This window comes from Microvirga ossetica (assembly GCF_002741015.1).
Classification (GTDB): Bacteria; Pseudomonadota; Alphaproteobacteria; order Rhizobiales; family Beijerinckiaceae; genus Microvirga; species Microvirga ossetica.
The window spans coordinates 1,625,725-1,650,177 of the sequence record NZ_CP016616.1 but is presented as its reverse complement, the minus strand read 5'-3'; the positions used below and the strand labels follow the sequence as shown (position 1 = coordinate 1,650,177).

The window sequence follows — 24,453 nt, the reverse complement described above, 5'->3', positions numbered from 1 at the left end:
TCACGCCTCTTTCGTCTGCTGCTCCTTGAGGGGATGGATCTCCTTCTCGCCGCGCTCCAGGATCTTCTCCAGGGTCTCGATCCGGTCGGCCTCGGCCGCCGGCTTGTCCCAGCGGATGCGGCTGATGCGGGGAAAACGCATGGCGACGCCGGATTTGTGCCGAGTCGAGCGCTGCAGCCCCTCGAAGGCAACCTCCAGCACGAGGCCGCGATCCTTGCCGTATTCCACCTCCCGCACCGGGCCGAAGCGTTTGACCGTGTGGTTACGGACATAGCGGTCTAGCTTCAAGAGCTCCTCGTCGGTGAAGCCGTGATAGGCCTTGCCCACGGGCACCAACTCCTCACCGTCCGGCCCGCTGCGCCAGACGCCGAAGGTGTAGTCGGAATAGAAGGACGAGCGCTTCCCGTGGCCGCGCTGGCCGTACATCATCACAGCGTCCACGAGGTAAGGGTCGCGCTTCCACTTGTACCAGTAGCCCTTGGGGCGGCCGGGCAGATAGGGGCTGCTCGCCCGCTTGATCATGCAGCCCTCGATGGCATCCGCATCGGGACCTGCCCCGACCGAAGCCGGGTCGCCGCGGGCGGCAGCGAGATCGTCCCAGGTCGAGAAGGGCACCATGGGCGAAAGGTCGATGCGTGGGTCGTCGAGGCGGGCGACGAGGGCCTCCAGCCGACGGCGTCGCTCGGCGAAGGGCAGGGCGCGCAGGTCCTCCTCGCCCTCGAACAGGATATCGTAGACGCGCAGATGCGCCGGAAACTCCGAGATGAGCTTTGGCGTCACGGCCTTCCGGTTCAGGCGCTGCTGCAGCACGTTGAAGCTCTGCACCCGGCCTTCGCGCACGATCAGCAATTCGCCGTCGATAGCACCCTCGAAATCGAGCGCCTCGACAAGATCGGGAAAGGCGCGGGAGACGTCCTCGCCGGTGCGGGAGTAGATCCGCCGCACCGGTCGCCCGTCGCTGCCCTGGCCCGACGCGGCCTGAAGGCGGATGCCGTCCCATTTCCACTCGGCCAGGAAATCGGAGGCTTCGAGCTTGGCGAAATCCTCGTCCTCCAGAGGGTGCGAGAGCATGGAGGGGCGAAACGGGGCGGGATTGCCGGATTCCGGCTTCGGCCCGCGGCCTTCGACCCAGGCGAAGAGATCTTCGTAAGGAGCCTCCAGCCCGTGCCAGACGAGCTCGACCTCGTCGGGCTCGATCTCACCGAGCTGAGCGACAGCCGTCTTCGCAAGCCTGGCCGAGACGCCGACCCGCAGCTCTCGGGTGATCAGCTTGATGAGCGCCCAGCGCCCGGTTTCGTCGAGAGCGTCCATCCAGCCTGCAACCCGAGCCGGCAGGTCGCTCTTGCTCGTGGTCGCGAGGGTCTCGATGACCTCCGTGAGGGTCGGAACATGGGGCGGCGGGTTGTTGTGGCCGAGCCCTATCCCTCCTCCCCCTTGCGGGGAGGAGTTGGAGGTGGGGGTGGAACGACCGGGTGAGAGGGCGCCTTTTGAAGTGCTGGCAGAGCCGTCGGTGGAGACATCGGCTCCCGACTGCTCCGGCTTTCCGACCCCCACCCCTACCCCTCCCCGCAAGGGGGAGGGGGGCGCCACGCTCTCATGCCCCGGGGCAGGCCAGATCAGGGCTACCGTCTCCGCCAGATCGCCCACATAGTGATAGGACATCCGAAAAAGCTCCGGATCGGTCCGCTCCTCCACCAAGCCGCGGATCAGGCCGGCCTTGGCCTCCTTGAACATCAGTGCGCCGGTCATGGCGGCGAGCGCATAGCCGCGGTCCGGGTCGGGGGTGTGGCGGAAATAATCCGCAAGCAGCCGCAGCTTGGCGTTGCGGCGGGGCTCATAGCCGAGACGGTCGAGGAGGGCGGCGAAGCGGTTCATGCGGCGCCTCCCGCTTCCGCGACGGCCGCTTGAGCTTCCTCGGCCTCGCCCTCGTCGCCATAGCCCAGCATGTGCAGGGGCCGCGCCTTGATGCCGTGGGTGGTGCACCAGTGGACGAGGGCGTCCTCCTGACCGTGGGTGACCCAGACCTCGCCGGCGCCAGTCTCCCGGATCGTGCGGCAGAGATCGTCCCAGTCGGAATGGTCGGAGATCACGAGGGGCAGCTCGACCCCCTTCTGCCGGGCCCGTGCCCGCACCCGCATCCAGCCGGAGGCGAAGCAGGTGACGGGATCGGGAAAGCGGCGCGACCATAGGTCCTGGATCGAGGAGGGCGGGCAGATCACGATGGCGCCGGCGAGCTTCGAGCGCTCGGCGGCCACGACCTTCGGCGTGTCGCCCAAGGGGATGCCTTCGGATTTGTAGAACTCGGTCAGGCGCTCCATGGCGCCGTGGAGATGGATCGGCTTGTCGTAGCCTTCCTCCCGCAGCAGCGCCATGACCCGCTGCGCCTTGCCGAGCGCATAGGCGCCGACGATATGGGCGCGCTCGGGAAACAACGCGACGGAATCGAGGAGCTTCCTCACCTCCGCCCGCGTGTCCGGGTGGCGGAAGACCGGCAGGCCGAAGGTCGCCTCGGTGATGAACACGTCGCAGGGCACGACCTCGTAGGGCAGGCAGGTCGGGTCCTCGGCGCGCTTGTAGTCGCCGGACACCACGATGCGGGTGCCGCCGGCCTCGATGGAAACTTGAGCCGAGCCGAGCACGTGGCCGGCGGGGGAGAAGCGCACGCTCGCATCGCCGATGCGGATGGTCTCGCGTAAGGGCGCTTCCTGGGTCGAGCCGGCGAAATCCTCGCCGTAGCGCACTGCCATGATGCGCAGGGTCTCCCGCGTCGCCATGACGGAACGATGGCCCGAGCGGGCATGGTCGGAATGACCATGGGTGATCAGCGCCCGTTTGACGGGGCGGACCGGATCGATGTGGAAGTCGCCGAGGGGGCAGTAGAGCCCTTGCGGGGTTTGGGTAAGGATGTCGGTGGAACGCAGCGCCATGGGACCGATATAGGATTGCCGGAGGGGTAATCCGAGTCACATTGACACTGTTCCGTCTCTCCCTCATGCCAGGCCCATGCCGCAGACCACGACTGTCCGATCATCCGGCGATTTTCGCGCCGACCGTCGCTATGAATATGCCCGAGCCGCCTTCGAGGAGCGCGATTTCGAGGCTGCCGCCGATCTCGCCCGGCAGGTGATCGAGCTGACCCCCGGCTTCGCGCCCGCCCATGCGATGCTCGGCCGTTCCGCCGCCGAACTCGGCCTGCGGGAGGAGGCGGTGACGGCCTTGCGCCAGGCGCTGGCGCTCGAACCGGAGGACGTGCTCGGCGTGCGGCTCGATCTCGCCCGGCTCGGCGCGCTCGCGCCCGGGGAGGCGATCACCGACGGCTATGTGCGGGCGCTCTTCGACGATTATGCGCCCAAGTTCGACCGGCACCTGACCGGGAGCCTCGCTTATCGCGGACCGGAGCTGATCGCCGATGCTCTGCGCCGCGCCTGCTCCAAGCGCCTGCGCGAGTATCGCTTCGTCCTCGATCTCGGCTGCGGCACCGGGCTGATGGCGCAGGCGCTGGAGGGCGTCTTCTCCTCCATGGAAGGCGTGGATCTCTCACCGCGCATGCTGGAAAAGGCGGAAAAGACGAAGCTCTACGATGCCCTGCACGAGGGCGAGCTCGTCTCGTTCCTCGCCGCGCGTCCCTCGGCTGAGGCCGACCTCGTGGTGGCGGCGGACGTGTTCGTCTACATGGCGCCGCTCGATGCGGCGTTTCGCGAGGCGCATCGGGTGTTGAAGCGCGAGGGGTTTTTTGCCTTCACCGTCCAGGCGCATGAGGGCGACACCTTCATCCTCGGCGAGGATGCCCGCTATGCCCATGGTGAGGCCTATCTGCGTGAGCTCGCGGACGCTGTTGGCTTCACGATGGTGATCTTCGAGCGCGTCTCGACCCGGGAAGACCGCGGCGTGCCGGTTCCGGGATTTTTGGTTGTGCTGCAGCGCTGAAGACTATCGGCAAAACACCCTCCACTCTCATCCTGAGGAGGTCGCGGAGCGACCGTCTCGAAGGAGGATCCAGCGCTCTCTGGACCATCCTTCGAGATGCAGACTGCGTCTGCTCCTCAGGATGAGGTGGTGTTTATGAGCTGGGCTCTCAGACCTGCGCCGGCGTCGAGGGGTGCGGGGCGCTCTCGTAGCAGCCTGCCACCGATTGGTCGAAATCGATCACCGAGCCGGTCATCATGCCGGATTCCGAACTCGACAGGAACGCCACGGCGCGGGCCACTTCGCGCGGCTCCAGCAGGCGGCCGAAGGGCTGATCCTTCACGGCCTTCTCCAGCCATCCGTCCTGGGCACCGTGATAGAGCCGAACGATCCGGTCCTCGCCCGGCGTGTTCATCCAGCCGATGTTGAGCGCGTTGACGCGGATGCGCCAGGGCATGAGGCTGAAGGCGGCATTCTTGGTGAGCGTGGCGAGCGCGCCTTTCGAGCCACTATAGGCGGTGATGAAGGGCTGGCCGCCATGGGCCGACATGGACAGGATGTTGACCATCGCGCCCTCGATTTTTTCCCGCCGCATGATCTTGGCGGCCTCCTGCATCAGGAAGAAGGGGGCGCGCACATTCACGGCAAACATGCGGTCGAAGAGTTCCGGGCTCGTGTCGAAGATCGTGCCGCGGTCGGTGATGCCGGCGGCGTTCACCAGCACGTCGACGCGCCCGAACACGGTGTCGGCCCGCGCGGTGACCTGGCGCGCCTCCTCGACGCTTTCGAGATCGGCCTGCACGAATTCCGTGTGGCAGCCCTGACCCGAGATCTCGCGCGCCACGGCGTGCCCGCGCTCCGCGTTGCGGCCGCAGATCACGAGGCCCTTGGCGCCGCGCTCGGCGAAGGTGCGGGCGATGGCCTCCCCGAGGCCCTGCGTGCCGCCGGTGACGACGGCGACGGCGTTCTGGAACTGGAATTCTTGCGACATGGCGTTTGCCTTCTGGTGATCGCGGTTGGCGTGCCTCGACCTGAAAGGATCTTAGGTCGGATGGCAAGCAGGCATTGGGAGGCGTTCACATGTTCTGGAAAGGCGCCAGGCTGTCATCCCCGGCGGCCCGCGGGGCCGGGAGGGGGATCAACAAGACAGCGCAGATGCATGGTTTCCCTTCCCTTCCGCTTCGCTCGGCCTGGAACGACAAAAGGGGCGACGCCCGGCCATGGCGGAACCTTTCCGGCAGCCTTATCTTGAGGCCACATGTCTCAAACGCCGCCCTCCCTTCTCCCGAAGACCTTCCGCGACTGGTTCGAGAGCCGAGGCTGGGCGCCCCGGTCGCACCAGCTCGACCTGCTCGCCAAGGCGCGCGAGGGCCGCTCCGTCCTGCTCGTGGCCCCGACCGGCGCCGGCAAGACGCTCGCCGGATTCCTGCCGAGCCTCGTCGAGCTCTCGGAGCGGGGACCCGGCCGGGGCACGGCCAAAGACAAGCGCGGGCTCCACACCCTCTACATCTCGCCCTTGAAGGCGCTCGCCACCGACGTCGCCCGCAATCTGGAAATTCCCGTGGCCGAGATGGGGCTGCCCGTTCGCATCGAGACCCGCACGGGCGATACGCCCTCGCACAAGCGCGCCCGGCAGATCGAGCGCCCGCCGGACATCCTGCTCACCACGCCGGAGCAGCTCGCGCTGCTGCTTGCCCATGCGGAAGCACGGACCTTCTTCAAGGATCTGCGCCGCGTGGTGCTCGACGAGCTCCATTCCCTCGTCACCTCGAAGCGCGGCGATCTTCTCTCGCTGGGCTTGGCAAGGCTGATGACGATCGCCCCGCAGGCGACCGCCGTGGGACTTTCCGCGACGGTGCGCGAGCCGGACGATTTGAGGCGCTATCTGGTGCCGCAGCGGGACAGGCCCTCTCCCCCCTTGTGGGGGAGAGATGGAGAGGGGGGTGTGAGCGATAGCCTATCCGCGTATGGCGCCAGCACCCCCCTCCCTAGCCCTCCCCCACAAGGGGGGAGGGAATTGGCACCCCTCGCCGATCTCGTCGTGGTGCAGGGCGGGGCGCAGCCCGATATCCGCATGCTCCAGCTCGACGAGTCCCTGCCGCTTGCGGGGCATACGGCGTCGCTGTCGATGCCGGCGATCTACGATCTCATCCGAGCGCACAAGACGACGCTGGTCTTCGTCAACACGCGCCTGCAGGCGGAGTACACGTTCCAGGAACTCTGGAAGCTCAATGACGACGGGCTCGCCATCGCGCTCCATCACGGCTCGCTCGACGTGTCGCAGCGCCGCCGGGTCGAGGAGGCGATGGCGGCGGGAAAGTTGAAGGCCGTGGTCTGCACCGCGACGCTCGATCTCGGCATCGACTGGGGCGATGTGGATCTCGTGGTGAATGTGGGCGCGCCGAAGGGCGCCTCGCGCATCATGCAGCGCATCGGCCGCTCGAACCACCGCATGGACGAGCCGTCGGAAGCCTATCTCGTGCCGGCGAACCGCTTCGAGATTCTGGAATGCCGTGCCGCGCTCGATGCGGTGCACGAGGCGGCGCAGGATACGCCGGATGCGCGCATCGGCGCCCTCGACGTGCTCTGTCAGCACATCCTCGGCATGGCCTGCGCCGAACCGTTCAGGCTCGAGGAACTCTACGACGAGGTGAGTTCGGCAGCGCCTTACGCGGATCTGTCGTGGGAGGATTTCGAGGCCTGTGTCGCCTTCGTCGCCACCGGCGGCTATGCGCTTCGGGCGTATGAACGCTTCGCCAAGATCGTGAAGGGCAAGGACGATCTGTGGCGCGTGCGCGATGCGCGGATCGCGCAGCAATATAGGCTCAATGTCGGCACCATCGTCGAGTCGAGCATGATCAAGGTGCGGCTCGGCCGGTCCATGCGCTCGCGTCCGGGTACTGTTTTGCCGCGTGGAAGAATCCTCGGCGAGATCGAGGAATATTTCGCCGAGACCCTGACGCCGGGCGACACCTTCCTGTTCGCCGGCGAGGTGCTGCGCTTCGAGGGCATTTCCGAGGACGAGGTGCTGGCGACCCGCGCCGGTTCCGGCACCGATCCGATGATCCCGTCCTACGAGGGCGGCAAGTTCCCGCTCTCGACCTTCCTCGCCGCCCGGGTGCGCGAGATCCTCGCCGATCCGTTCGAGTGGGACCGCCTGCCGCCGCAGATGACGGAATGGCTGCTGCACCAGCGCCGCCGCTCGATCCTGCCCGGGCCGCGCGATCTTCTGGTCGAGACCTTCCCGCGCGCCAACCGCTATTACATGACCTGCTTCCCCTTCGAGGGCAGGCTCGCGCACCAGACGCTCGGCATGCTCATCACCCGCCGCCTGGAGCGGGCGAAGCTCAAGCCCCTGGGCTTCGTGGCGAACGATTACGGCATCGCGGTCTATGGCTCGGGCGACATCGCCGCACGGGCCGCGCGCGATCCCGGCTTCATGGACGAACTGTTCTCCGAGGACATGCTTGGGGACGATCTCGAGGCCTGGCTCGCCGAATCGTCGCTGATGAAACGCACGTTCCGCCAATGCGCGGTGATCGCCGGCCTGATCGAGCGCCGCTTTCCCGGCGAGAAGAAGACGGGGCGGCAGGTCACGATCTCCACCGATCTCGTCTATGACGTGCTGCGCAAGCACGAGCCCGATCATGTCCTGCTGCGGGCCGCCCGGGCAGATGCGGCAACAGGACTCCTCGACGTGAGGCGCCTCGGCATGATGCTAGAGCGCATCCGGGGGCGAATCATCCACAAGCCGCTCGACCGGGTTTCTCCCTTGAGCGTGTCCGTCATGCTGGAGATCGGCCGCGAGCGCGTCTATAGCGACGATGCGGACGAGATTCTGGCCGAGGCGGAGGCGACGCTTCTCGACGAGGCTTTGGCGTGACGGCATTGGTCAAGAACAAACAGACAACACACGAAATCGGCCTCAAGGGGCAGGCGGCCATCCTCGACCTGACGGGGGCGATGTATCTCGCCGATCATGATGTGCTGCTCGTGGCCGATCTCCATTTCGAGAAGGGCTCGTCCTTTGCCCGGCGCGGCATGATGCTGCCGCCCTACGACACCCGCGAGACGCTGGTCGCCCTCTGCGACGCGGTGTTCCGGTTCGACCCGAAGACCGTCATCGCGCTCGGCGACAGCTTTCACGACATCGGCGGGCCCGAGCGCCTCGGGGACGAGGAGCGCGCGACGCTGACTGACGTGCAGAAGGGCCGCGACTGGATCTGGGTCACCGGTAATCACGACCGCGTCCTCCCCGACAGCATCGGCGGGCAGGTGGTCGAAGAGTTGGCGCTTGGATCGCTCACCCTGCGCCACGAGCCGGCAGCCGGCGAGCAGGCGGAGATCGCGGGTCACCTTCACCCGGTCGGCAAGGTGGTGATGCGCGGGCGCGCCACACGAAGGCGCTGCTTCCTCACCGATGGCTCACGCTGCATCATGCCGGCGCTCGGCGCCTATGCCGGCGGGCTCAACGCCTGCGATGCCGCCTTCAAGCCGCTCTTCCCGAAAGGTTTCACCGCGCATCTCATCGGCTCGGAGCGCATCTTCGCCATCGCGAAATCGATGCTCTGCCGGGATTAGCGCACCGTGCGAAAACGCGGACCCCGCTTTTCGCGCTCAATGATGCGATCAGGTCCTTCAAGGCCAGATTGCCTGCGTGCAGGTTGTAGCTCGACCCGCTCGAGCGTGCCGGCCGAATCCGAGAACATGAATGCCGGTTCGGAGTATTCCCACGCACAGTCACAAACGCCCATCTCAATCGATTGTTGTTGCCAAGACTCGATCCCGATCCTTACCATCATCCCCGGTGGATCTTTCCGCCAAGCTTGTGATGCAAGGCGGGTGCAATGTCCGAACAGCAGACCTTAGCCCACGAGTGTCCACTTTGCCGGGAGGCCATTAAGGAAGGCGCTTCTCGGTGTCCTCACTGCCAAGCCGACATTCCGCCTGGGCCGACCCACGGAGGAACGTGTCCCCTCTGCAGGGAGAGCATTCATCCCGAGGCGATCCGGTGCTTCCATTGTAAGTCCGACCTGACCGTGCAGCAAAGGCCGAGGGCATTCGCAACACGCCTGGGCCGGATGCGGGTCCGCCGGTCTCCAACATATGCAAGCGCTGCGCACTGCCCGCCTGCAATCATGGACGGCTCGGAGATGTGGTGCCTGTTCGCAGAGACTGACGAGTACTGCGAATACGAGAAATGCGGTTACGTCTGAAGAGCAACAAGTCGGGCGATCTCGTCCTTTAAAACTTGGTCCCTCGGCTATTAATCCCGTCTGAAGATAGCGCTTGCGAGCCATCCGCAGAAGAGGGCGATGGCGGCGGTGGCGAGGCCGTATGCGAGCGACCAGTCGCGGGCGATGACGCCGACCTGCTCCTCGAAGCCGGTCTTGACCAGTTCGAAATGCGTCTGCGTGCGCGCCAGGATCACGGTGTCGGCAAACAGCGTCACGTCGACCTCGTAGTTGCCCGGCGGCGCGGTCGCCGGCAGGCTGATGCTGGCGCGGAAGATGTCGGGCGTCAGGAAGGTCACGCCGCGCTCGTCCTGGAGATAGAGCCCCTCCTGGGCTTTCAGCCGGGCGAGCGCCTCGCGGAAGGGCCGGTCGGCGCCGCCGCCGCGATCGAGGGTGAAGTCGGGCGCGTTGACGATGGCGCTCAACCCCACCTTCTGGCGCGCCTGCAGCTGCTCTGAGGTGATCTCCTCGATCGGGCGCGAGGAGAGCACGTTGAGATAGGCCGGCGCGGTCGGGAACTTCTGCTGGTCCTGGTTGATCCAGATCGGCCCGAGGCGCTCCTTCTCGCGCACGGTCAGGAACTGGCGCGGGCCGCGCACGGTGACCACCACGTCATAAGCCGTGGCGCGCGCCACCGTCTGGGCATCGCGCTCGATGGCGCCGAACACCGCGATCTGGGTGCCGGTGTAGTTCGAGTTGATCAGCACCCGGTGGTTCGACAGCGAGGTGATCAGGCTCTCGGCCCGGGCCGGGCTCAGGCCGCACAGCAGCAGCAGCAGGAGGCCGATCGCCCTCACTGGCGCGCCTCCTGCACGGAGATCGAGAACGGCTCGGCCGGCTTGAGCACCAGCTCGAGGCCGAAGCGCAGGCCGACCGCGAGCAGCAGGATGGCGAGCAGGAAGCGGAACAGCTCGGCCCTGAGATGGCGGCCCATGCGGGCGCCGAACTGGGCCCCGAAGACGCCGCCGACGATGAGCAGGATGGCGAGCACCATGTCGACGGCCTGGTTGGTGACCGCATGCAGGATCAGGGCGACGAGGGTGGTGCAGACGATCTGGAACTGCGAGGTGCCGACGACCACGTTGGTGGGCACGCGGAAGACGTAGAGCAGGGCCGGCACGACGATGAAGCCGCCGCCGATGCCGAGCAGCGCGCCGGCAAAGCCGATGAAGAGCGAGAGCGCGAGGATCGGGATGACGCTGACATAGAGCTTGGAGCGGTAGAAGCGCATGCGCAGAGGCCAGCCGAGATAGGGCGCATGCTCGCCGGCGCGCCGGCGCAGGCGCAAGGCGCCGCCTTTGCGCCGGTGCCAGAACTCGCGGATGCTCTCTTTCAGCATCAGGCTGCCGACGACGGTGAACAGGGTGACGTAGGAGACGACGATGACGAGGTCGAGCTGGCCGGCGCGGCGGGCGGCGGCGAAGAACCAGACGCCGAGCGCCGAGCCGACGAGGCCGCCGGCGACCAGGATGGCGCCGAGCTTGTGGTCGAGGGCGTCGCGGCGGATGGCGCCAAGCACGCTGGTGGTGGAGGAGGCGACGATCTGGGCCGACTGGGTGGCGACCGCGACCGCCGGCGGGATGCCGAGGAAGATCAAGAGCGGCGTCATCAAAAACCCGCCGCCGATGCCGAACAGCCCCGAGATGAACCCAACCGCCGCACCCATCCCTAGGATCAGCAAGACACTCACCGGCATCTCGGCAATGGGCAAATAGATTTGCAAACCGGTTCCCCCAATGGCCGGTGCAGCCACGTCGTTGTTACAGCATCGTGCAGGGGATGTAACGGTGACGGTCTGAACGTAAGATGACAGACCGTGCCCGCTCTCAGCTCCTGCCGGCTGCCGTTCGGTCCAGGGCGGCGGTCCGGCCATCGTCCGCAGCCGGCGGCCGGTTGGCGATGGGATCGACGGGCCGCGCACGCCAGAGGTCGAGGGCGGATTTCGCTGCCTTCATGTCGCCCGCGCTGAGGCGCGAGGCGAGCTCGTCGCGCTTGCGGGCGGCTTCCTCGTCGCCCTGGGCGGCGGCAAGGGAGAACCATTGGAAGGCCTTCTGCAGGTCGGATCTAGCGCCGATCCCGCGCACGAGCAGGATTCCCATGTTGAACTGGCTGTCGCGAAAGCCCGCCTCGGCGGCTTCGCCGAACCAGCGCAGGGCGGCGGCGTAGTCCGGCTTGCCCGCGCTTCCGGAGGCAAGAAGGGTGGCGAGATTGTGCATGGCGCGGATGTTGCCGCCCAAAGCCGCCCGCTCGTACCAGAACGCGGCCTGCTTGAGGTCGCGTGTCGCGCCGATGCCCTTCTCGTGCATCGTCGCCAGACGCTCCTGGGCCGGAGGAAGGCCCGCCTGGGCGGCGCGCTCGAAGAGGCGTGCGGCCATCGTCAGGTCCTGGACCATGCCGCGCCCTTCGGCCAGTTGGGCCGCGATCTCGTAGAGCGCCGCCGCGTCGCCGGAGAGGGCCGCTTGCCGGAGAGGCGCGGGCGCCTCGGCCGGAATTACGCCGATCGTTGTCGGATCGACCAGGAACTGGCCGGATGCCCACGGAGCGGGAGACACGGAGCCTGTGGCCAGGCTCGATGCCTGGAAAAGGTTCGTTTCCACCGCGACGGGACCGCTTGCCGCCGTCTTCGGCCCGGAAAGAGGTCCCGGCTCCTCGACCGCCGCCGAGGAGGAGGCTGCCGGGGCAGGGGTGCCCCGGTCTCCGGCCAGGATCAGGGCGGAGCCGGCCGCCAGGATCAGGAAGGCGAGACCGAAGAGAAGCGGGCGGCGCTGACTGTCGAAGTTTCGGCGCAGACGCTCGAAGAGGGTGGCTGAGGCCGGTTCATCCTCGCGCGCCTCCGCCTGCCCGTCATCCGGCATCGATGCCGCGTCCGGTGGCGGCGGGGCCGAGATCCTGTCCGTCTCCGCCGCAAGGCTCTGGGTGGCGCGTCGGGCGGCCGCGATGAAGCTTGCCCGCAGATGGCCGCGCTCGGCTTCCGGAATCGAGAGAAGACCAGCGCCGCCCGTTCCGCTCTCCGATGCGGGCGGCTGGATCGTCGGGATCTCCCGGCTCGCCTTGTCGACGGCAGGCGCATCGACGGCAGGTGCATCGACGGCAGGTGCGGCGGCGTCCTCGAGCTGGGACAGGGTCGCCGCATGGAGCCGGCGCACGGCCGCTTCGAGGCGGTCGGCCGGCGGCAGCGGATCCGGTGGGACCTTCGCCGCGGCAGGCGGCACGGCCTGGCTTGGTAGGCGCGACACGAGGGCCTCCAGGGCCTCGTGCACGGCGCGCAGGGTGTCCTGCGTCTTGCGGTCCGATCGGTTGTGAAGGGCCTTCAGCTCCACGAAGCCGTGCTTGAGCGTGTCGAGATCGGCGGAGGCGGGCAGGGTGGATCGGATCTCGGTCAGGGCGGTCCGGGCGGCGCGTTCGGCGATGCCCGCAGCCTCGTCCTGAAGCGCTTTGGCCTGGCCGCCGACTAGATCCGCCGCCTTGTCGAGACGCTCGCCCAAGGCCGCGATCTGCCGTTCGACCGCTTCGAGGCCGGTCGGCTGGGCTGTCCCTTTCAGCTTCTCGTCGAGGGCGCGCAGCACCTGCTCCGCCAGGCCGGCGGTGTCGGTTCTCTCGCCGAGCTGGCGTAACTCCTGCTCGATGCGATCGAAGCGCTGGATCAAGGGTTCGTGGGAGGTGGCCTCCCGTTCGGCGGCCGCCTCGATCCGGGAGGAGAGGCGTTCCATCATGTCCGACAACATGCCGCCCTCGTCCGGGCGGCCGCCCGACAGGTTCGCCATGCGCTCGGTCAGGAGGGCGAGCTGCGCGGTGACGGGGGCAAGATCGACCGGGGCAGGTTCGGGGCGGCGGGCCAGCAGGTCGATCCGCCGGCCGAGGCTCTCCAGCTGCTCGGGAATCCTGCTCGTCTCCTGCGCGGTGGCGGTGACGTAGAGGGCCGAGCAGACATCGTCGAGGGAATTCTTCAGGGCCGCGAAGTCGCCCTTGTTCACCTGATGCAGGCGCAGCTCTGCGATCTGGCGGCCGAGGGTTCCGATCTCGTCCGAGAGCCGGCCGAGCTGCTGCGGCTCGGCGCGGGCGGCGAGATCCTGGCGCAGGTCGACGATCTGGCCGCTCAGGAAATCGACGACGGAGCGGTCGACGCCCGCCTTCGCGATCGCGTCGATCCTGGTCCTGATCAGGTCGATCGCACCGGCGAGGCGTCCATGCAGGTCGTCGCCCATCTCGGCGGACAGGGTCTGGACCCGTTCGTAGAGGACGGTGATGGAACTTGCGAGGGTGTGCAGGTCCTTGGCGGTGGGACCCTGTCCTAGATCCTTCGCGAGCGAGCCGAGGCTCGCATCGAGGGCGGCGATGTCGGCCCGGGTCGCCAGGGCATCGATGCCGGACCGGACTTCGGAGAGCTCGGTGCGGATCGTCTCCACGGCCGGCTGCAGCGCGGGACCGGCCTGTTCCAGATGCGCCGCGAGCCGGGACATGTCCGCCCGAAGCCCGGCGAGATTTTGCGAGACAGGGGCGAGCGCCTTGAGCGCCTCGTCCATAGGGAATGCGATTCGCGGCGGGGCGGCGCGCTCCGAGGCGACCTGCCGCTCCACCGTGTCGAGGCGCTCCTTCATCGAGGACAGAGCCTGGGACAGGATCGCCGCGACCCGGTCCTGCTGGTCGGCCGAGGCGCGGGCGCTATCGGTGAGGCGGATTTCCGCCTCCTCGATCCAGCTTGCCATGGACTCGAGCGCGATGGAGGTCCGGGAGGCCTGCTCCTGGGCCTCGCGCTCGGTCTCGGCCGCGATCGCAGCCATCAGCGTCTCGTAATCTCTCTTCGTCTGGGAGCGGGAGGACTGCGACATCCGCGCGATCAGGTTGTCGAGGTCGCTGCCGGCCCTTCGCGTCGCCGGGGGAGGGCTGCTCTGGTGCTCGGCGAGGATGGCGGCCGCCCATTCCTCGAGACTCAAGCCCGCCCGGCGCGCCGCGGCCTTCGCCAGCTCGCGGGCATCGAGGTCGAAATCGTCGGGTCTCGAGAGGACGGGTCGTCTCATAACAGGCTCGCGGGGATACGCTCGAACGCTTGAGACGGCCCCGACCCCGTGCCGATGCTCGCCCGACGGGCGTAAGGCCGAGAGGCGAATCACTTCGCCTGGTGGCCCTTCGTCCGACGCCGCACCTTTTGCCCGGCGTAGTAAAAAACCCGTTAAACGGAGGGGGATGAAAGGCATTTGCGGCCCGTCGGGGCTGCGCTTTCCCCTTAGGCATCCTGCAAGGGGAGGTCTCTGCGGGCTCCGATAAAATGATGATCGTAATACTCTTGCAAAATCCGAAATAAATGTTCTATCATTTCATTACCAAAGGAGATGTGCTCCAAGCACAGCATCGACAACGAGACATGACGGGGCGTTCCATGGATCATTACGCAAACGGCACGGCGGCCGAAGGCGCCGCAGACGGCACGAAACTCTACACGATCGGCGACCTTGCCCGTGAGTTCGGGGTCACCCTCCGCACGCTGCGGTTCTACGAGGATCGCGGCCTCCTGTCCCCCCGACGGGACGGAACCGCCCGCATCTACGATCCTCGCGATCGCGAGCGCCTCTCCGTGATCCTGAAGGGCAAGCAGCTCGGCTTCACCCTCACCGAGATCCGCGCCATGGTGGCCGAGGAGCGCTCAGGCGGCGGGCCCGGCATGAACCTCAAGCTCTCCCTGGACCAGATCGAGGACCAGATCCAGCATCTGGAGCAGCACAAGAAAGAGATCGAGGCGGCCCTCGCCGAACTCCAGACCCGCCGCGCTGGCCTCGCCGCCGCCGCCTAAGACAGCGCGTCTTCCTCGTTTTCCCTTGAACGCCCAAATCGGGCCCGTGAGTATTGGGTCCGGTTTGGGCGTTCTGCGTTGTGTCGTCGGATCGCAGGGCGCACAGACCGTCGGGTAGGGGAACGGACGAATATAGACCCTTTGTCTGTCGTCGAAGATTTGTCGCCCTACCTCTTTCCAAAACGGCAAGATAGTTTATATGTGAACTATCTGCTTGGCCGGCGCGCTCCCGTTTGGGAAGATACGGCGTCGGCGCCGATTTGGGAGAGGTCCGAATGCCGGTCTACAAGGCCCCCGTCGAAGACGTCATGTTCCTGTTGAACGACGTGTTTCCGATTGAGCGTCACAACAACCTCCCCGGCTTCGCCGATGCGACACCCGACACGGTGGAGGCTATCCTCGAAGAAGGCGCCAAGCTGTGCGAGGAGGTGTTCGCGCCCCTGAACCTCTCAGGCGACCAGGAGGGCTGCACCCGCAGCCCGGACGGATCGGTGACGACACCGAAGGGCTTCAAGGCGGCCTACGAGGCTTACTCCGCCGGCGGCTGGATGGGGCTAGCCGCGCCCGAGGAGTTCGGCGGGCAGGGCCTGCCTTCGGTTCTCAACACGATCATGCAGGAATTTGTCTCCTCGGCGAACCTGGCGCTCGGCATGTATCCGGGCCTGACGCAGGGCGCCATCGCTGCGCTCATCGTGCATGGCACCGAGGAGCAGAAGAAGACCTATCTGCCGAAGATGATCGAGGGCGCATGGACCGGCACCATGAACCTCACCGAGCCCCATTGCGGCACGGATCTGGGTCTTCTCAAGACCAAGGCGGTGCCGAACGGCGACGGCTCCTATTCTATCTCCGGCACCAAGATCTTCATCTCCGCCGGCGAGCACGACATGGCGGAGAACATCGTCCATCTGGTGCTCGCCCGCATCGAGGGTGCGCCTCAAGGCACCAAGGGCATCTCGCTCTTCGTGGTGCCGAAGCTCCTCGTCAACGGAGACGGTTCGCTCGGCGATCGCAACGGCGTCGCCTGCGGCTCCCTCGAGCACAAGATGGGCATTCACGGCAACGCCACCTGCGTCATGAACTACGATGGTGCGAAGGGCTGGCTCGTGGGCGAGGAAAACCGCGGCCTCAACGCCATGTTCGTGATGATGAACGAGGCGCGCCTCGCAGTCGGCGTGCAGGGGCTCGCCCAATCCGAGGTCGCTTATCAGAATGCGGTGGCCTACGCGAAGGACCGCCTGCAGGGCAGGTCGCTCACCGGCGCGAAGTTCCCCGACAAGCCGGCCGATCCGATCATCGTGCATCCGGATGTGCGCCGCACGCTTCTCTCCATCAAGGCGGTCAACGAGGCGGGCCGCGCGCTCATCGTGTGGACGGGGCTCAACAGCGACATCGCGCACCGCTCCTCCGACGAGGCGCAGCGCCAGGTCGCCGAGGATTACATGGGCCTGATGACGCCGGTGGCGAAAGGCGTGCTCACCGATCTCGGCTTCGACAACGCCGTGAAGGCGCAGCAGATGTTCGGCGGCCACGGCTATGTCGAGGAATCGGGCATGTCGCAGTTCGTGCGCGATGCCCGCATCACGCAGATCTATGAGGGCGCCAACGGCATCCAGGCCATGGACCTCGTCGGCCGCAAGCTCGGCAAGGATGGCGGGCGCGCCGTCATGACCTTCTTCAACGAGGTCGGCGCCTTCTGCCAGGAAAACGCAGGCGACGAGAACCTGAGGGCCTACATCGCGCCGCTGCAGCAGGGCCTCGGCCATCTGCAGCAGGCGACCATGTGGTTCATGCAGAACGCCATGGTGAAGCCCGACAACGCCGGCGCCGGCGCCACCGACTACATGCATCTCTTCGGCCTCGTCGTCATGGGCTACATGTGGGCGAAGATGGCAAAGGCCGCTCAACGCAAGAAGGCCGAAGGCAACGGCAGCGCGGACAAGATGGACGCCAAGCTGCTGACGGCCCGCTTCTTCATGGAACGCCTGATGCCCGAGACCGGCACGCGGCTGGCCCGCATCACCGCGGGCGCCGACACGACCATGGCGCTGCCGGCGGAGATGTTCTGACAATCGCAAAGGGGAGCCCGATGACGTCCAAGCGCCTTCCATTGCCAAAGCGCTTCAATGTCGCGACGACTGAGGAAGCCTATGGAAGGCTTCGCGCTCTCCACCAGACCTACTGGTTGTCGAACAACTACCTGCTGACCGTCTTGCTCGAACATCTCGACGAATATGCCGATCGCGAGAAACTCGATACGGTCTTCAGGACGTTCATCGCCGAATATGGGGCTCCGGCCCCGGTGCCTGGCGAGCCCTCCGGAAAGGGAATGGGCTCAGGCATGAAGAAACGCAGCTAGAAGGAATTTGCCATGGCTGAAGCCTTTATCTATGACGCCGTCCGCACGCCGCGCGGACGCGGCAAGCCGGACGGTTCGCTGCACGAGGTGCCCGCGGTCGATCTCGCCGTGACGGCGCTCGATGCGATCCGCAGCCGCAACGATCTCGATCCGATCCTGGTCGAGGACGTGGTGCTCGGCTGCGTCGATCCGGTCGGCGAGGCGGGCGGCGACATCGCGCGCGCTGCGGCGCTGAAGGCCGGCTTCGGCAAGGAGGTGCCGGGCGTGCAGATCAACCGCTTCTGCGCCTCCGGCCTCGACGCGGTGAACCTTGCCGCCGCGCAGGTGATGTCGGGCATGAAGGACATCGCCATCGGCGGCGGCGTCGAATCCATGAGCCGCATCGGCATGGGCGCCTCAGGCGGTGCATGGCCCGTCGATCCGGGCCTCGCCATTCCCACCTACTTCCTGCCGCAGGGCATCTCGGCCGATCTGATCGCGACGAAATACGGTTTTTCGCGCGACGACGTGGATGCCTATGCCGTCGAATCGCAGAAGCGCGCCGCGAAAGCCTGGGACGAGGGGCGCTTTGCCAAGTCCGTCGTGCCGGTGAGGGACGTGAACGGCCTGACCATCCTTGCCAAAGACGAGCATATGCGGCCGCAGACCGACATGCAGTCTCTCGGCCAGCTCAAGGCCGCCTTCGTGCAGATGGGCGAGATGGGCGGTTTCGATGCGGTGGCGACAGCCGCGCATCCCGATGTGGAATTCGTCAACCACGTCCACCATGCGGGCAACTCGTCGGGCATCGTCGATGGCGCCGCCGCCGTTCTCGTCGGCAACAAGGAGGGCGGCACGAAGGCGGGCATGAAGCCGCGCGCACGGCTCAAGGGCTTCGCCTCCATCGGCTCCGATCTCGCGCTCATGCTCACCGGCCCCATCGACGTGTCGGAGTTGGCGCTGCGCAAGGCCGGCATGACGAAGGACGACATCGATCTCTTCGAGATCAACGAGGCGTTCTCGTCCGTGGTGCTGCGCTACATGCAGGCGATGGATCTCGATCCGGCGAAGGTCAACGTGAATGGCGGCGCCATCGCCATGGGCCATCCGCTCGGCGCCACCGGCGCCATGATCCTCGGCACGGTGCTCGACGAGCTCGAACGCACCAACAAGCAGACGGCCCTGATCACGCTCTGCGTCGCCGCCGGTATGGGCACGGCCGCGATCATCGAGCGGGTTTAATTTTCACTGTCATCCCGGGGCCGCGAAGCGGAATCCGGGATCGTAAGACCAGAAATTCGGACGACGATCCCGGCTCTTCGCTTCGCTGCGGCCGGGATGACGGGACCCCTCCCGGGAGGACAGGATGACGAACTTCACCAATTTCCGCTTCGAGATCGATGGCGACGGCATTGCCGTCGCCACATGGGACATGCCCGGCCGCTCCATGAACGTGATCACGCCCGAGGTGATGGGTGAGCTGGCGCAGATCGTCGAGACGGTCGCCGGCGACGAGGCCATCAAGGGCTGCGTCATCACCTCCGGCAAGGAGGCATTCTCCGGCGGCGCGGATCTGACCATGCTCCAGGGCCTCGGCGCGGAACATGCGCGGCTCGCGAAGGAGAAGGGCGAAGAGGCTGCCATGCAGTTCGTCTTCGACGAAACGCGCAAGCTCTCGCTGCTCTATCGCCGTCTCGAGACCTGCGGCAAGCCGTTCGCGGCGGCCGTGCACGGCGTCTGCCTCGGCGGCGCCTTCGAGCTGGCGCTCGCCTGCCATTTCCGCGTGCTGTCGGATGAGGATTCCACCCGCGTCGGCCTGCCCGAGGTGAAGGTCGGGCTTTTCCCCGGCGCCGGCGGCACGCAGCGCGTGGCGCGTCTCATGCAGACGGGTGATGCGCTGCAGATGCTGTTCAAGGGCGAGCAGATCCGTTCCTTGATGGCGCGCAACATGGGCCTCGCTCATGCGGTCGCGCCGCGGGAAGGGATTGTGCAAGCGGCGAAGAACTGGATCAAGGGCGGCGGCTCGGCCGTCGCGCCCTGGGACCAGAAGGGCTACAAGCTGCCGTCCAACAAGGTCTATTCCGCGGCCGGCATGCAGATCTGGCCGCCGGCCAACGCGATCTACCGCCGCGAGACGCAGGACAACTACCCGGCGATCCGCGCCATTCTGGAATCGGTCTATCAGGGCCTGCAGCTGCCGATGGATCTGGCGCTCAAGGTTGAGTCGCGCTGGTTCGCCAAGATCCTGCGCTCGAAGGAAGCGGCGGCGATGATCCGCACGCTCTTCATCTCCATGCAGGATTTGAACAAGGGCGCGCGCCGTCCCAAGGACGTGCCGCCGACGAACCTGAAGAAGGTCGGAATCGTCGGCGCGGGCTTCATGGGCGCGAGCGTCGCCTATGTGACCGCCAATGCGGGCGTCGAGGTGGTGCTCATCGACCGCGACATGGAAGCGGCCGAAAAGGGCAAGGCCCACTCGCACAAGCTCATGTCCGATCAGATCATGAAGGGGCGCGCCAAGACGGCGGACCGCGATGCTTTGCTCGCGCGCATCACGCCCTCGGCCGATTACGGCGATCTCAAGGATTGCGACCTCGTCATCGAGGCCGTGTTCGAGGATCCGAAGGTGAAGGCCGAGGTGATCCAGAAGGTGGAGGCCGCGATCCGCCCGGATTGCATCTTCGCCTCCAACACCTCGACCCTGCCGATCTCAGGGTTAGCCCAACAGTCGAAGAAGCCCGACCAGTTCATCGGCATTCATTTCTTCTCGCCGGTCGAGAAGATGATGCTGGTCGAGATCATTATGGGCAAGGAGACAGGCGACAAGGCGCTTGCCACTGCGCTCGACTATGTGCGCCTCATCAAGAAGACGCCGATCGTCGTCAACGACTCGCGCGGCTTCTTCGCCAATCGCTGCGTGCTCGCCTATATCCTCGAAGGCCATCTCATGTTCGCCGAGGGCCTGCCGGCAGCGATGATCGAGCAGGCGGGCAAGCAGGCGGGCATGCCCGTCGGTCCGCTCTCGCTCAACGACGAGGTCGGTGTCGATCTCGGACTCAAGATCCTGCGCGCCACGAAGGCGCAATTGGGCGAGGGTTCAATCGTACCGGAGCAGGAGCAATTGCTCACCACGCTCGTGGAGAAAGAGGGACGGCTCGGCCGCAAGAACCGCAAGGGCTTCTACGATTATCCGGAAGGCGGGCAGAAGCGCCTCTGGCCGGGCCTGAAGGATCTTCAGACGAAGCAAGTAGAGCCCGAGCGCGTCGACATGCAGGAGCTGAAGCAGCGCCTGCTCGTGACGCAGGCCTTGGAAGCCGCGCGCACCGTCGAGGAGGGGGTGATCACCGACCCGCGCGAGGCGGATGTGGGCTCCATCCTCGGCTTCGGCTTCGCGCCCTATACCGGCGGCGCGCTGTCCTACATCGACTTCATGGGCGCGAAGACCTTCGTGGACCTGTGCCAGAGCCTTCGGGCCAAGCACGGCGACCGCTTCGCCCCGCCGAAGATCCTCCTCGACATGGCCTCGAGCGGCGGGACGTTCTATGGACGGGCCGGAGCGAAGAAGGCAGCGTGAATGAACTTCCCTCCCTTGCGGGGAGGGATTGAGGGTGGGGGTCGTAAAGTCAGAGCTCTTCATTGCATTGTGGAGATGCGAGGGCAGTACAATCCCTAAATTGGTTGTTCGCCTACCCAGTCGAACCACCCCCACCCCTTACCCCTCCCCGCAAGGGGGAGGGGAGAAAGGCTTCCCATGAAACCGCACTTCGCCATGATGGCGGGCTACAATGCGTGGTGCAACGAGCGCGTCTACGATGTGGCCGCGCAACTCTCCGATGCGGATTACCGCGCGGATCGCGGCGCGTTCTTCAGGTCGGTGCACGGCACCCTGAACCATCTTCTCGTCACCGATCGCATCTGGCTGAAGCGCTTCTCCGGGACGGGCGAAGCGCCGAACCGGCTCGATGCGATCCTGTTCGAGGATCTTGCCGGGCTTCGTGCGGCGCGCGCGAGGGAGGACGAGCGGATCGTCGGCTATATCGACAGCCTTTCCGATGCCGATCTGGCGGGACGCATCCGGTACAAGACGATCACGAACCCGGCCGAGATCGAGCAGCCCCTGGCGCCGGCTCTGGTCCATTTCTTCAACCATCAGACCCATCATCGCGGCCAGATCCATTGCCTGCTCACCGGCTTCGGCCTCGAAGCGCCGTCGGTCGATCTCATCCTGTTCCAGCGCCAGACGGGAATGGGTCTCGCATGAACCTGTGGCTGCGCGTCCGTCACCTGATCCTCACCGCGTTCTTCCGGCCAAAGCTCGATCCGGTGCGGGACGTATCGCGCCTGACCTTCCGGGTCTGGCCGCACGACCTCGATATCTCATTTGCGAAAGGCATGAAAAGCTAAGTTGTTCTAAAATCAAGATAAACATGATTTTGTGTCTCCCAGGTCAGTTGGCCAGAGGGACGAACGTCGCACCACGGAAGCTGGGCCATCCATCAAGGATGCGATCCACGAGGGCAGGGGCCTCAAAGGCGTCGATCTCGATGATCTCGCCACCCAGGTCGCAGATTGCAGGTTTGGGCATCCATAAGTCGTCGGCCATCTTGAGCATCCCGTGAACGACGTGGTTGCGGTGGTCTTGTCCGGTACCGGGGGTGCGGATGCCAGCCAAGTGCAAGAACGCGGCCTGTTGGGCGAAGGTAGGGTTCAGTAGCCCGTCAACGGGTCGGAGGGTTTCCCGGTAGGCCGCACGTCCAACGGCCTTGGCGTCTTCCCACGAGGGTGCATCCGCATCGAGCCGCAGGGTTGGCGCGACGGTCCAATTGCCCATCTTCAAGGTTCGGTCAGCCGACATGCCCCGGAACCAGGGTGCAGCCGCCTTTCAGGCATGCAGCCCCGTTGATCGTCGTGGAAGCGGATCATAAGCGAAAGTGATCGATGACCCTCGGCAAACGCCGCATCCAAACCCTCAGTGAATGGGAGCGCCGGATCAAGTTGAAGCTCCGGGATCGCGGTTGGCCGGAGCATGACATCGACCGTCGCGCCGACGAGATCATGCGACGGGCGTTCAAGCCTGAATGGATGGACGCGCTCAGGGCGTATTGAGGGTGAGGTCCAAGATCCCGTCCAATGGCTCCCGTTTTTAAGCCCCTCTCCCGGCAGCTTAGGTCACCAAAACCGAACGAGTAGATGGATGTGCTCATGCGCATCGAGGATGATCTCCAAGATCTCGCCCAGGGCTAATGGACGTGGACCGTCCGACCCGCAGCCATGACCAGCGTCACGCCATGAAAACGTTCAAGGCCGCTCCCGACGAACTCTCGGAGGCGAGAGTCGGGTGAGGTCGAACTGTTTGAAGCGGTTCGTGCGAGCTTGGATCTGCGATGAATGATATCCTGCTGCCCATGGACCATGCCACATACGAACCAGGAGATCACTTTTGAGAGGGAGTGATCCTGCCCATCCGTCGATCTGGAGGCCCATGATGTCTTCACAGTGGGATTTCATCCGAAGACGGTCTTCGCAGCTTGCGCTCGACCTTCGTTGCTGGGCCTTCGGCATCTATTGGGATGATGATCTACTTGGGGTGGATCTCGGGCCACTGGGGTTCACGTGGTGCCCAGGAGACGACAGGTTCAAACGGTTTCGTTGGTCGTGGATGGTATTTGAGAAAAGTCTTGGCAGGATCAATCTGCACCTGGACATAGATAGCTATAATTGGCGACTTGGATACGTCATGGCTGCACCATGGGATCATGGGCTGTATCTGGGTCCGGCCAATCTCCAAATCGAGTATGATCGTTGGAATGACGAGAGCGCCTGATCATGGAATCAAAGAAGTTGAAGCATCCGCCGACATGGCAGGGCAAGGATGGCCTCGACTACCAGGAGCAGACCCGGCACGAATGGGATCGTGAAGAATTCCCATTTCGCTCTGGAGATCGGGTCGTCGTCAAAGGTCCTGATACGATCTGGGACACCGAAGGTCGCGAACACCTTCTGACTAACGATATGAAAGGAATGGTCACGGAGATCTGCCACGACCCCGAATGGACCACGCATCTCTGGGTCAGCTTCCCCGGTCTGGGGCGGGTATGCGTTGGCTGGGAAATGCTCACACGAGACGAAACATCAGACGAGGTAAAGGATCACGAGCAGCAGAACCGTGTTCGCTGTTACCATCCACTTCAAACGATTCAGGTCTCTAAGAATCCTGTCCATCAGTCGTCCCTGTGAAGCCGGTCCTCATCATATCCCTCATGTATTCACGCGTGAACAGGGCGGCTTTCGGGTACAGATCCTGCACTTTTTAGGCATGGAAACACCGGCATTACGCCTATTGCGATGCTCTCCTGCTGAAATCGTTTGAAAACGCCTTTACGAACTCTCAGGGCAAGGCTGCCGTCGCCAGTAACACCGCTTTAGACTCGTGTAATAGTGTGATATTTTGAGTCTTCGATGTAGGAGGTCGATATGGATGAAGACCACTTCAACATGGCCGTCCGCAAGTTCCTCAAGGAAGTCGGCGTAACATCGCAGCGAGAGATCGAGCGGATTGTGCGTGAGGGAGCCGTAAAAGGGACGAGCCTGCGGCTTCGCATGACCCTGACCTCAGCCGATGCGCCTACGCTAGAGCATGTGGTCGAGACGACCATCGAACTTCGGTAACGCGTTCTATGTCGCTCTTCTAACCGGACCTCCCATGCGATGGTTGAGTTCTCAAAGACCGGCGTCGTCTGTGCCGGTTGGAATGTCATGGCCAAAATCGTTTGAAAACGCTCGCGGGCAACTCTCAGGAGAGGGGTAGGGCAGGATCTAAAACCGTTTGAAGAGGGGCCGCAGATTAATCACCCTGACCTTCGGCTACCGGACTCGCCCAAGTGTCGGAGTGCATGGAGCTTGTGTGGGGCTCCGGTTAGACGCGGCACCCCGGCTCACCTTTTACCTCAACTTTTCTCTCGACGAGGGAAACAGCCTTTCGACACTAACCTTTTCGTTGAGGACGAGCGAAGCGAGGCCCACGACGTTACCGGGCACACTTCCGGGTAGTCCCCTTGTAGACAAGAGGCATAGCCGGGTTGTAGTTACGTAGTCACTCATAGGGTGCGCAGCAAAACTCATAGTCTATGTAGTCTTTCGGAGTCTATGTAGTCTACGTAGACTATGAGTTTTTGTTGCGATGCAAG

Annotated in this window: 21 protein-coding genes; 14 read left to right on the top strand and 7 right to left on the bottom strand. The window is 65.1% G+C overall.

The genetic code is table 11. The features are described from left to right. Both BB934_RS07810 and BB934_RS07805 read right to left on the bottom strand, forming a co-directional pair. A complete protein-coding gene (locus BB934_RS07810) occupies positions 1-1,875 on the bottom strand; it encodes a cisplatin damage response ATP-dependent DNA ligase (RefSeq protein ID WP_099509123.1) in 1,875 nt (624 codons plus the stop codon). After that, a complete protein-coding gene (locus BB934_RS07805) occupies positions 1,872-2,927 on the bottom strand; it encodes a ligase-associated DNA damage response exonuclease (protein ID WP_099509122.1) in 1,056 nt (351 codons plus the stop codon). The genes BB934_RS07810 and BB934_RS07805 overlap by 4 nt, the downstream gene beginning before the upstream one ends. 76 nt (positions 2,928-3,003) lie before the next feature. Between BB934_RS07805 and BB934_RS07800 the strand changes: the two genes are divergently transcribed. Beyond that, positions 3,004-3,927, top strand: a complete 924-nt coding sequence (locus BB934_RS07800; RefSeq protein ID WP_099509121.1) for a class I SAM-dependent DNA methyltransferase — start codon at positions 3,004-3,006, stop codon at positions 3,925-3,927. Positions 3,928-4,075: 148 nt separating this feature from the next. Here BB934_RS07800 and BB934_RS07795 read toward each other — a convergent pair whose 3' ends face one another. Next, positions 4,076-4,897: an SDR family oxidoreductase gene (locus BB934_RS07795; protein ID WP_099509120.1), complete on the bottom strand. Its 822-nt coding sequence runs from the start codon at positions 4,895-4,897 to the stop codon at positions 4,076-4,078. Between the two features lie 267 nt (positions 4,898-5,164). On the opposite strand from BB934_RS07795, the gene BB934_RS07790 reads away from it, so the two are divergent. The 3 genes from BB934_RS07790 to BB934_RS50865 all read left to right on the top strand — a co-directional run bounded on the left by BB934_RS07790 (position 5,165) and on the right by BB934_RS50865 (position 9,122). Next, positions 5,165-7,789: a ligase-associated DNA damage response DEXH box helicase gene (locus tag BB934_RS07790; protein ID WP_099509119.1), complete on the top strand. Its 2,625-nt coding sequence runs from the start codon at positions 5,165-5,167 to the stop codon at positions 7,787-7,789. Further along, complete coding sequence (gene pdeM, locus BB934_RS07785; protein WP_099509118.1) at positions 7,786-8,487, top strand: ligase-associated DNA damage response endonuclease PdeM; 702 nt, start codon at positions 7,786-7,788, stop codon at positions 8,485-8,487. Before BB934_RS07790 ends, pdeM begins: the two co-directional genes overlap by 4 nt. Before the next feature lie 266 nt (positions 8,488-8,753). Then, on the top strand, positions 8,754-9,122 hold the full coding sequence (locus BB934_RS50865) for a double zinc ribbon domain-containing protein (RefSeq protein ID WP_418294734.1): 369 nt from the start codon (positions 8,754-8,756) through the stop codon (positions 9,120-9,122). Positions 9,123-9,172: 50 nt separating this feature from the next. Here the strand turns inward: BB934_RS50865 and BB934_RS07775 are convergent, their stop codons facing one another. The 3 genes from BB934_RS07775 to BB934_RS07765 all read right to left on the bottom strand — a co-directional run bounded on the left by BB934_RS07775 (position 9,173) and on the right by BB934_RS07765 (position 14,158). Beyond that, on the bottom strand, positions 9,173-9,937 hold the full coding sequence (locus BB934_RS07775) for a TIGR02186 family protein (RefSeq protein ID WP_099509116.1): 765 nt from the start codon (positions 9,935-9,937) through the stop codon (positions 9,173-9,175). Beyond that, on the bottom strand, positions 9,934-10,863 hold the full coding sequence (locus tag BB934_RS07770) for a sulfite exporter TauE/SafE family protein (protein WP_099509115.1): 930 nt from the start codon (positions 10,861-10,863) through the stop codon (positions 9,934-9,936). The genes BB934_RS07775 and BB934_RS07770 overlap by 4 nt, the downstream gene beginning before the upstream one ends. A 103-nt stretch (positions 10,864-10,966) precedes the next feature. Continuing rightward, a complete protein-coding gene (locus BB934_RS07765; protein WP_099509114.1) occupies positions 10,967-14,158 on the bottom strand; it encodes an SEL1-like repeat protein in 3,192 nt (1,063 codons plus the stop codon). 359 nt (positions 14,159-14,517) lie between these two features. On the opposite strand from BB934_RS07765, the gene BB934_RS07760 reads away from it, so the two are divergent. The 7 genes from BB934_RS07760 (at position 14,518) to BB934_RS07730 (ending at position 21,670) form a co-directional block, all read left to right on the top strand. Further along, positions 14,518-14,928 (top strand): MerR family transcriptional regulator, encoded by a 411-nt coding sequence (locus tag BB934_RS07760; RefSeq protein WP_099512691.1) that lies wholly within the window; start codon positions 14,518-14,520, stop codon positions 14,926-14,928. A gap of 275 nt (positions 14,929-15,203) precedes the next feature. After that, complete coding sequence (locus tag BB934_RS07755; protein ID WP_099509113.1) at positions 15,204-16,997, top strand: acyl-CoA dehydrogenase C-terminal domain-containing protein; 1,794 nt, start codon at positions 15,204-15,206, stop codon at positions 16,995-16,997. Positions 16,998-17,017: 20 nt separating this feature from the next. After that, the gene (locus BB934_RS07750; protein WP_099509112.1) at positions 17,018-17,287 is read left to right on the top strand and encodes a hypothetical protein; all 270 of its coding nucleotides are present in this window, start codon (positions 17,018-17,020) and stop codon (positions 17,285-17,287) included. A 12-nt stretch (positions 17,288-17,299) separates the two neighbouring features. Further along, on the top strand, positions 17,300-18,508 hold the full coding sequence (locus tag BB934_RS07745; protein ID WP_099509111.1) for an acetyl-CoA C-acetyltransferase: 1,209 nt from the start codon (positions 17,300-17,302) through the stop codon (positions 18,506-18,508). Positions 18,509-18,632: 124 nt separating this feature from the next. After that, positions 18,633-20,840 carry an FAD-dependent oxidoreductase gene (locus BB934_RS07740; RefSeq protein ID WP_099509110.1) on the top strand — a complete coding sequence of 736 codons (2,208 nt, stop codon included), beginning with the start codon at positions 18,633-18,635 and terminating at the stop codon, positions 20,838-20,840. A gap of 177 nt (positions 20,841-21,017) precedes the next feature. Next, positions 21,018-21,527 (top strand): DinB family protein, encoded by a 510-nt coding sequence (locus BB934_RS07735; RefSeq protein ID WP_099509109.1) that lies wholly within the window; start codon positions 21,018-21,020, stop codon positions 21,525-21,527. After that, positions 21,524-21,670, top strand: coding sequence for a hypothetical protein (locus tag BB934_RS07730; RefSeq protein ID WP_175608879.1), 147 nt, complete (start codon positions 21,524-21,526; stop codon positions 21,668-21,670). Before BB934_RS07735 ends, BB934_RS07730 begins: the two co-directional genes overlap by 4 nt. 43 nt (positions 21,671-21,713) lie before the next feature. On the opposite strand, the gene BB934_RS07725 is transcribed toward BB934_RS07730, so the two are convergent. Further along, positions 21,714-22,097, bottom strand: coding sequence for a hypothetical protein (locus tag BB934_RS07725; RefSeq protein WP_157934079.1), 384 nt, complete (start codon positions 22,095-22,097; stop codon positions 21,714-21,716). A gap of 107 nt (positions 22,098-22,204) precedes the next feature. Between BB934_RS07725 and BB934_RS46955 the strand changes: the two genes are divergently transcribed. The 3 genes from BB934_RS46955 (at position 22,205) to BB934_RS07710 (ending at position 23,935) form a co-directional block, all read left to right on the top strand. Then, positions 22,205-22,372, top strand: a complete 168-nt coding sequence (locus tag BB934_RS46955) for a hypothetical protein (protein WP_157934078.1) — start codon at positions 22,205-22,207, stop codon at positions 22,370-22,372. Positions 22,373-23,092: 720 nt separating this feature from the next. Next, complete coding sequence (locus tag BB934_RS07715; RefSeq protein ID WP_099509106.1) at positions 23,093-23,503, top strand: hypothetical protein; 411 nt, start codon at positions 23,093-23,095, stop codon at positions 23,501-23,503. A gap of 237 nt (positions 23,504-23,740) precedes the next feature. After that, positions 23,741-23,935 carry a DUF6494 family protein gene (locus BB934_RS07710; protein ID WP_099509105.1) on the top strand — a complete coding sequence of 65 codons (195 nt, stop codon included), beginning with the start codon at positions 23,741-23,743 and terminating at the stop codon, positions 23,933-23,935. Positions 23,936-24,453 lie beyond the last annotated feature (518 nt).

What these genes read in the sequence shown, in the direction of transcription:
- BB934_RS07810 (WP_099509123.1), bottom strand. Translation starts at nt 1,875, where the DNA reads ATGAACCGCTTCGCCGCCCTCCTCGACCGTCTCGGCTATGAGCCCCGC.
- BB934_RS07805 (WP_099509122.1), bottom strand. Translation starts at nt 2,927, where the DNA reads ATGGCGCTGCGTTCCACCGACATCCTTACCCAAACCCCGCAAGGGCTC.
- BB934_RS07800 (WP_099509121.1), top strand. Translation starts at nt 3,004, where the DNA reads ATGCCGCAGACCACGACTGTCCGATCATCCGGCGATTTTCGCGCCGAC.
- BB934_RS07795 (WP_099509120.1), bottom strand. Translation starts at nt 4,897, where the DNA reads ATGTCGCAAGAATTCCAGTTCCAGAACGCCGTCGCCGTCGTCACCGGC.
- BB934_RS07790 (WP_099509119.1), top strand. Translation starts at nt 5,165, where the DNA reads ATGTCTCAAACGCCGCCCTCCCTTCTCCCGAAGACCTTCCGCGACTGG.
- BB934_RS50865 (WP_418294734.1), top strand. Translation starts at nt 8,754, where the DNA reads ATGTCCGAACAGCAGACCTTAGCCCACGAGTGTCCACTTTGCCGGGAG.
- BB934_RS07765 (WP_099509114.1), bottom strand. Translation starts at nt 14,158, where the DNA reads ATGAGACGACCCGTCCTCTCGAGACCCGACGATTTCGACCTCGATGCC.
- BB934_RS07760 (WP_099512691.1), top strand. Translation starts at nt 14,518, where the DNA reads ATGGATCATTACGCAAACGGCACGGCGGCCGAAGGCGCCGCAGACGGC.
- BB934_RS07755 (WP_099509113.1), top strand. Translation starts at nt 15,204, where the DNA reads ATGCCGGTCTACAAGGCCCCCGTCGAAGACGTCATGTTCCTGTTGAAC.
- BB934_RS07750 (WP_099509112.1), top strand. Translation starts at nt 17,018, where the DNA reads ATGACGTCCAAGCGCCTTCCATTGCCAAAGCGCTTCAATGTCGCGACG.
- BB934_RS07745 (WP_099509111.1), top strand. Translation starts at nt 17,300, where the DNA reads ATGGCTGAAGCCTTTATCTATGACGCCGTCCGCACGCCGCGCGGACGC.
- BB934_RS07740 (WP_099509110.1), top strand. Translation starts at nt 18,633, where the DNA reads ATGACGAACTTCACCAATTTCCGCTTCGAGATCGATGGCGACGGCATT.
- BB934_RS07735 (WP_099509109.1), top strand. Translation starts at nt 21,018, where the DNA reads ATGAAACCGCACTTCGCCATGATGGCGGGCTACAATGCGTGGTGCAAC.
- BB934_RS07730 (WP_175608879.1), top strand. Translation starts at nt 21,524, where the DNA reads ATGAACCTGTGGCTGCGCGTCCGTCACCTGATCCTCACCGCGTTCTTC.
- BB934_RS07725 (WP_157934079.1), bottom strand. Translation starts at nt 22,097, where the DNA reads ATGGGCAATTGGACCGTCGCGCCAACCCTGCGGCTCGATGCGGATGCA.
- BB934_RS46955 (WP_157934078.1), top strand. Translation starts at nt 22,205, where the DNA reads ATGACCCTCGGCAAACGCCGCATCCAAACCCTCAGTGAATGGGAGCGC.
- BB934_RS07715 (WP_099509106.1), top strand. Translation starts at nt 23,093, where the DNA reads ATGGAATCAAAGAAGTTGAAGCATCCGCCGACATGGCAGGGCAAGGAT.
- BB934_RS07710 (WP_099509105.1), top strand. Translation starts at nt 23,741, where the DNA reads ATGGATGAAGACCACTTCAACATGGCCGTCCGCAAGTTCCTCAAGGAA.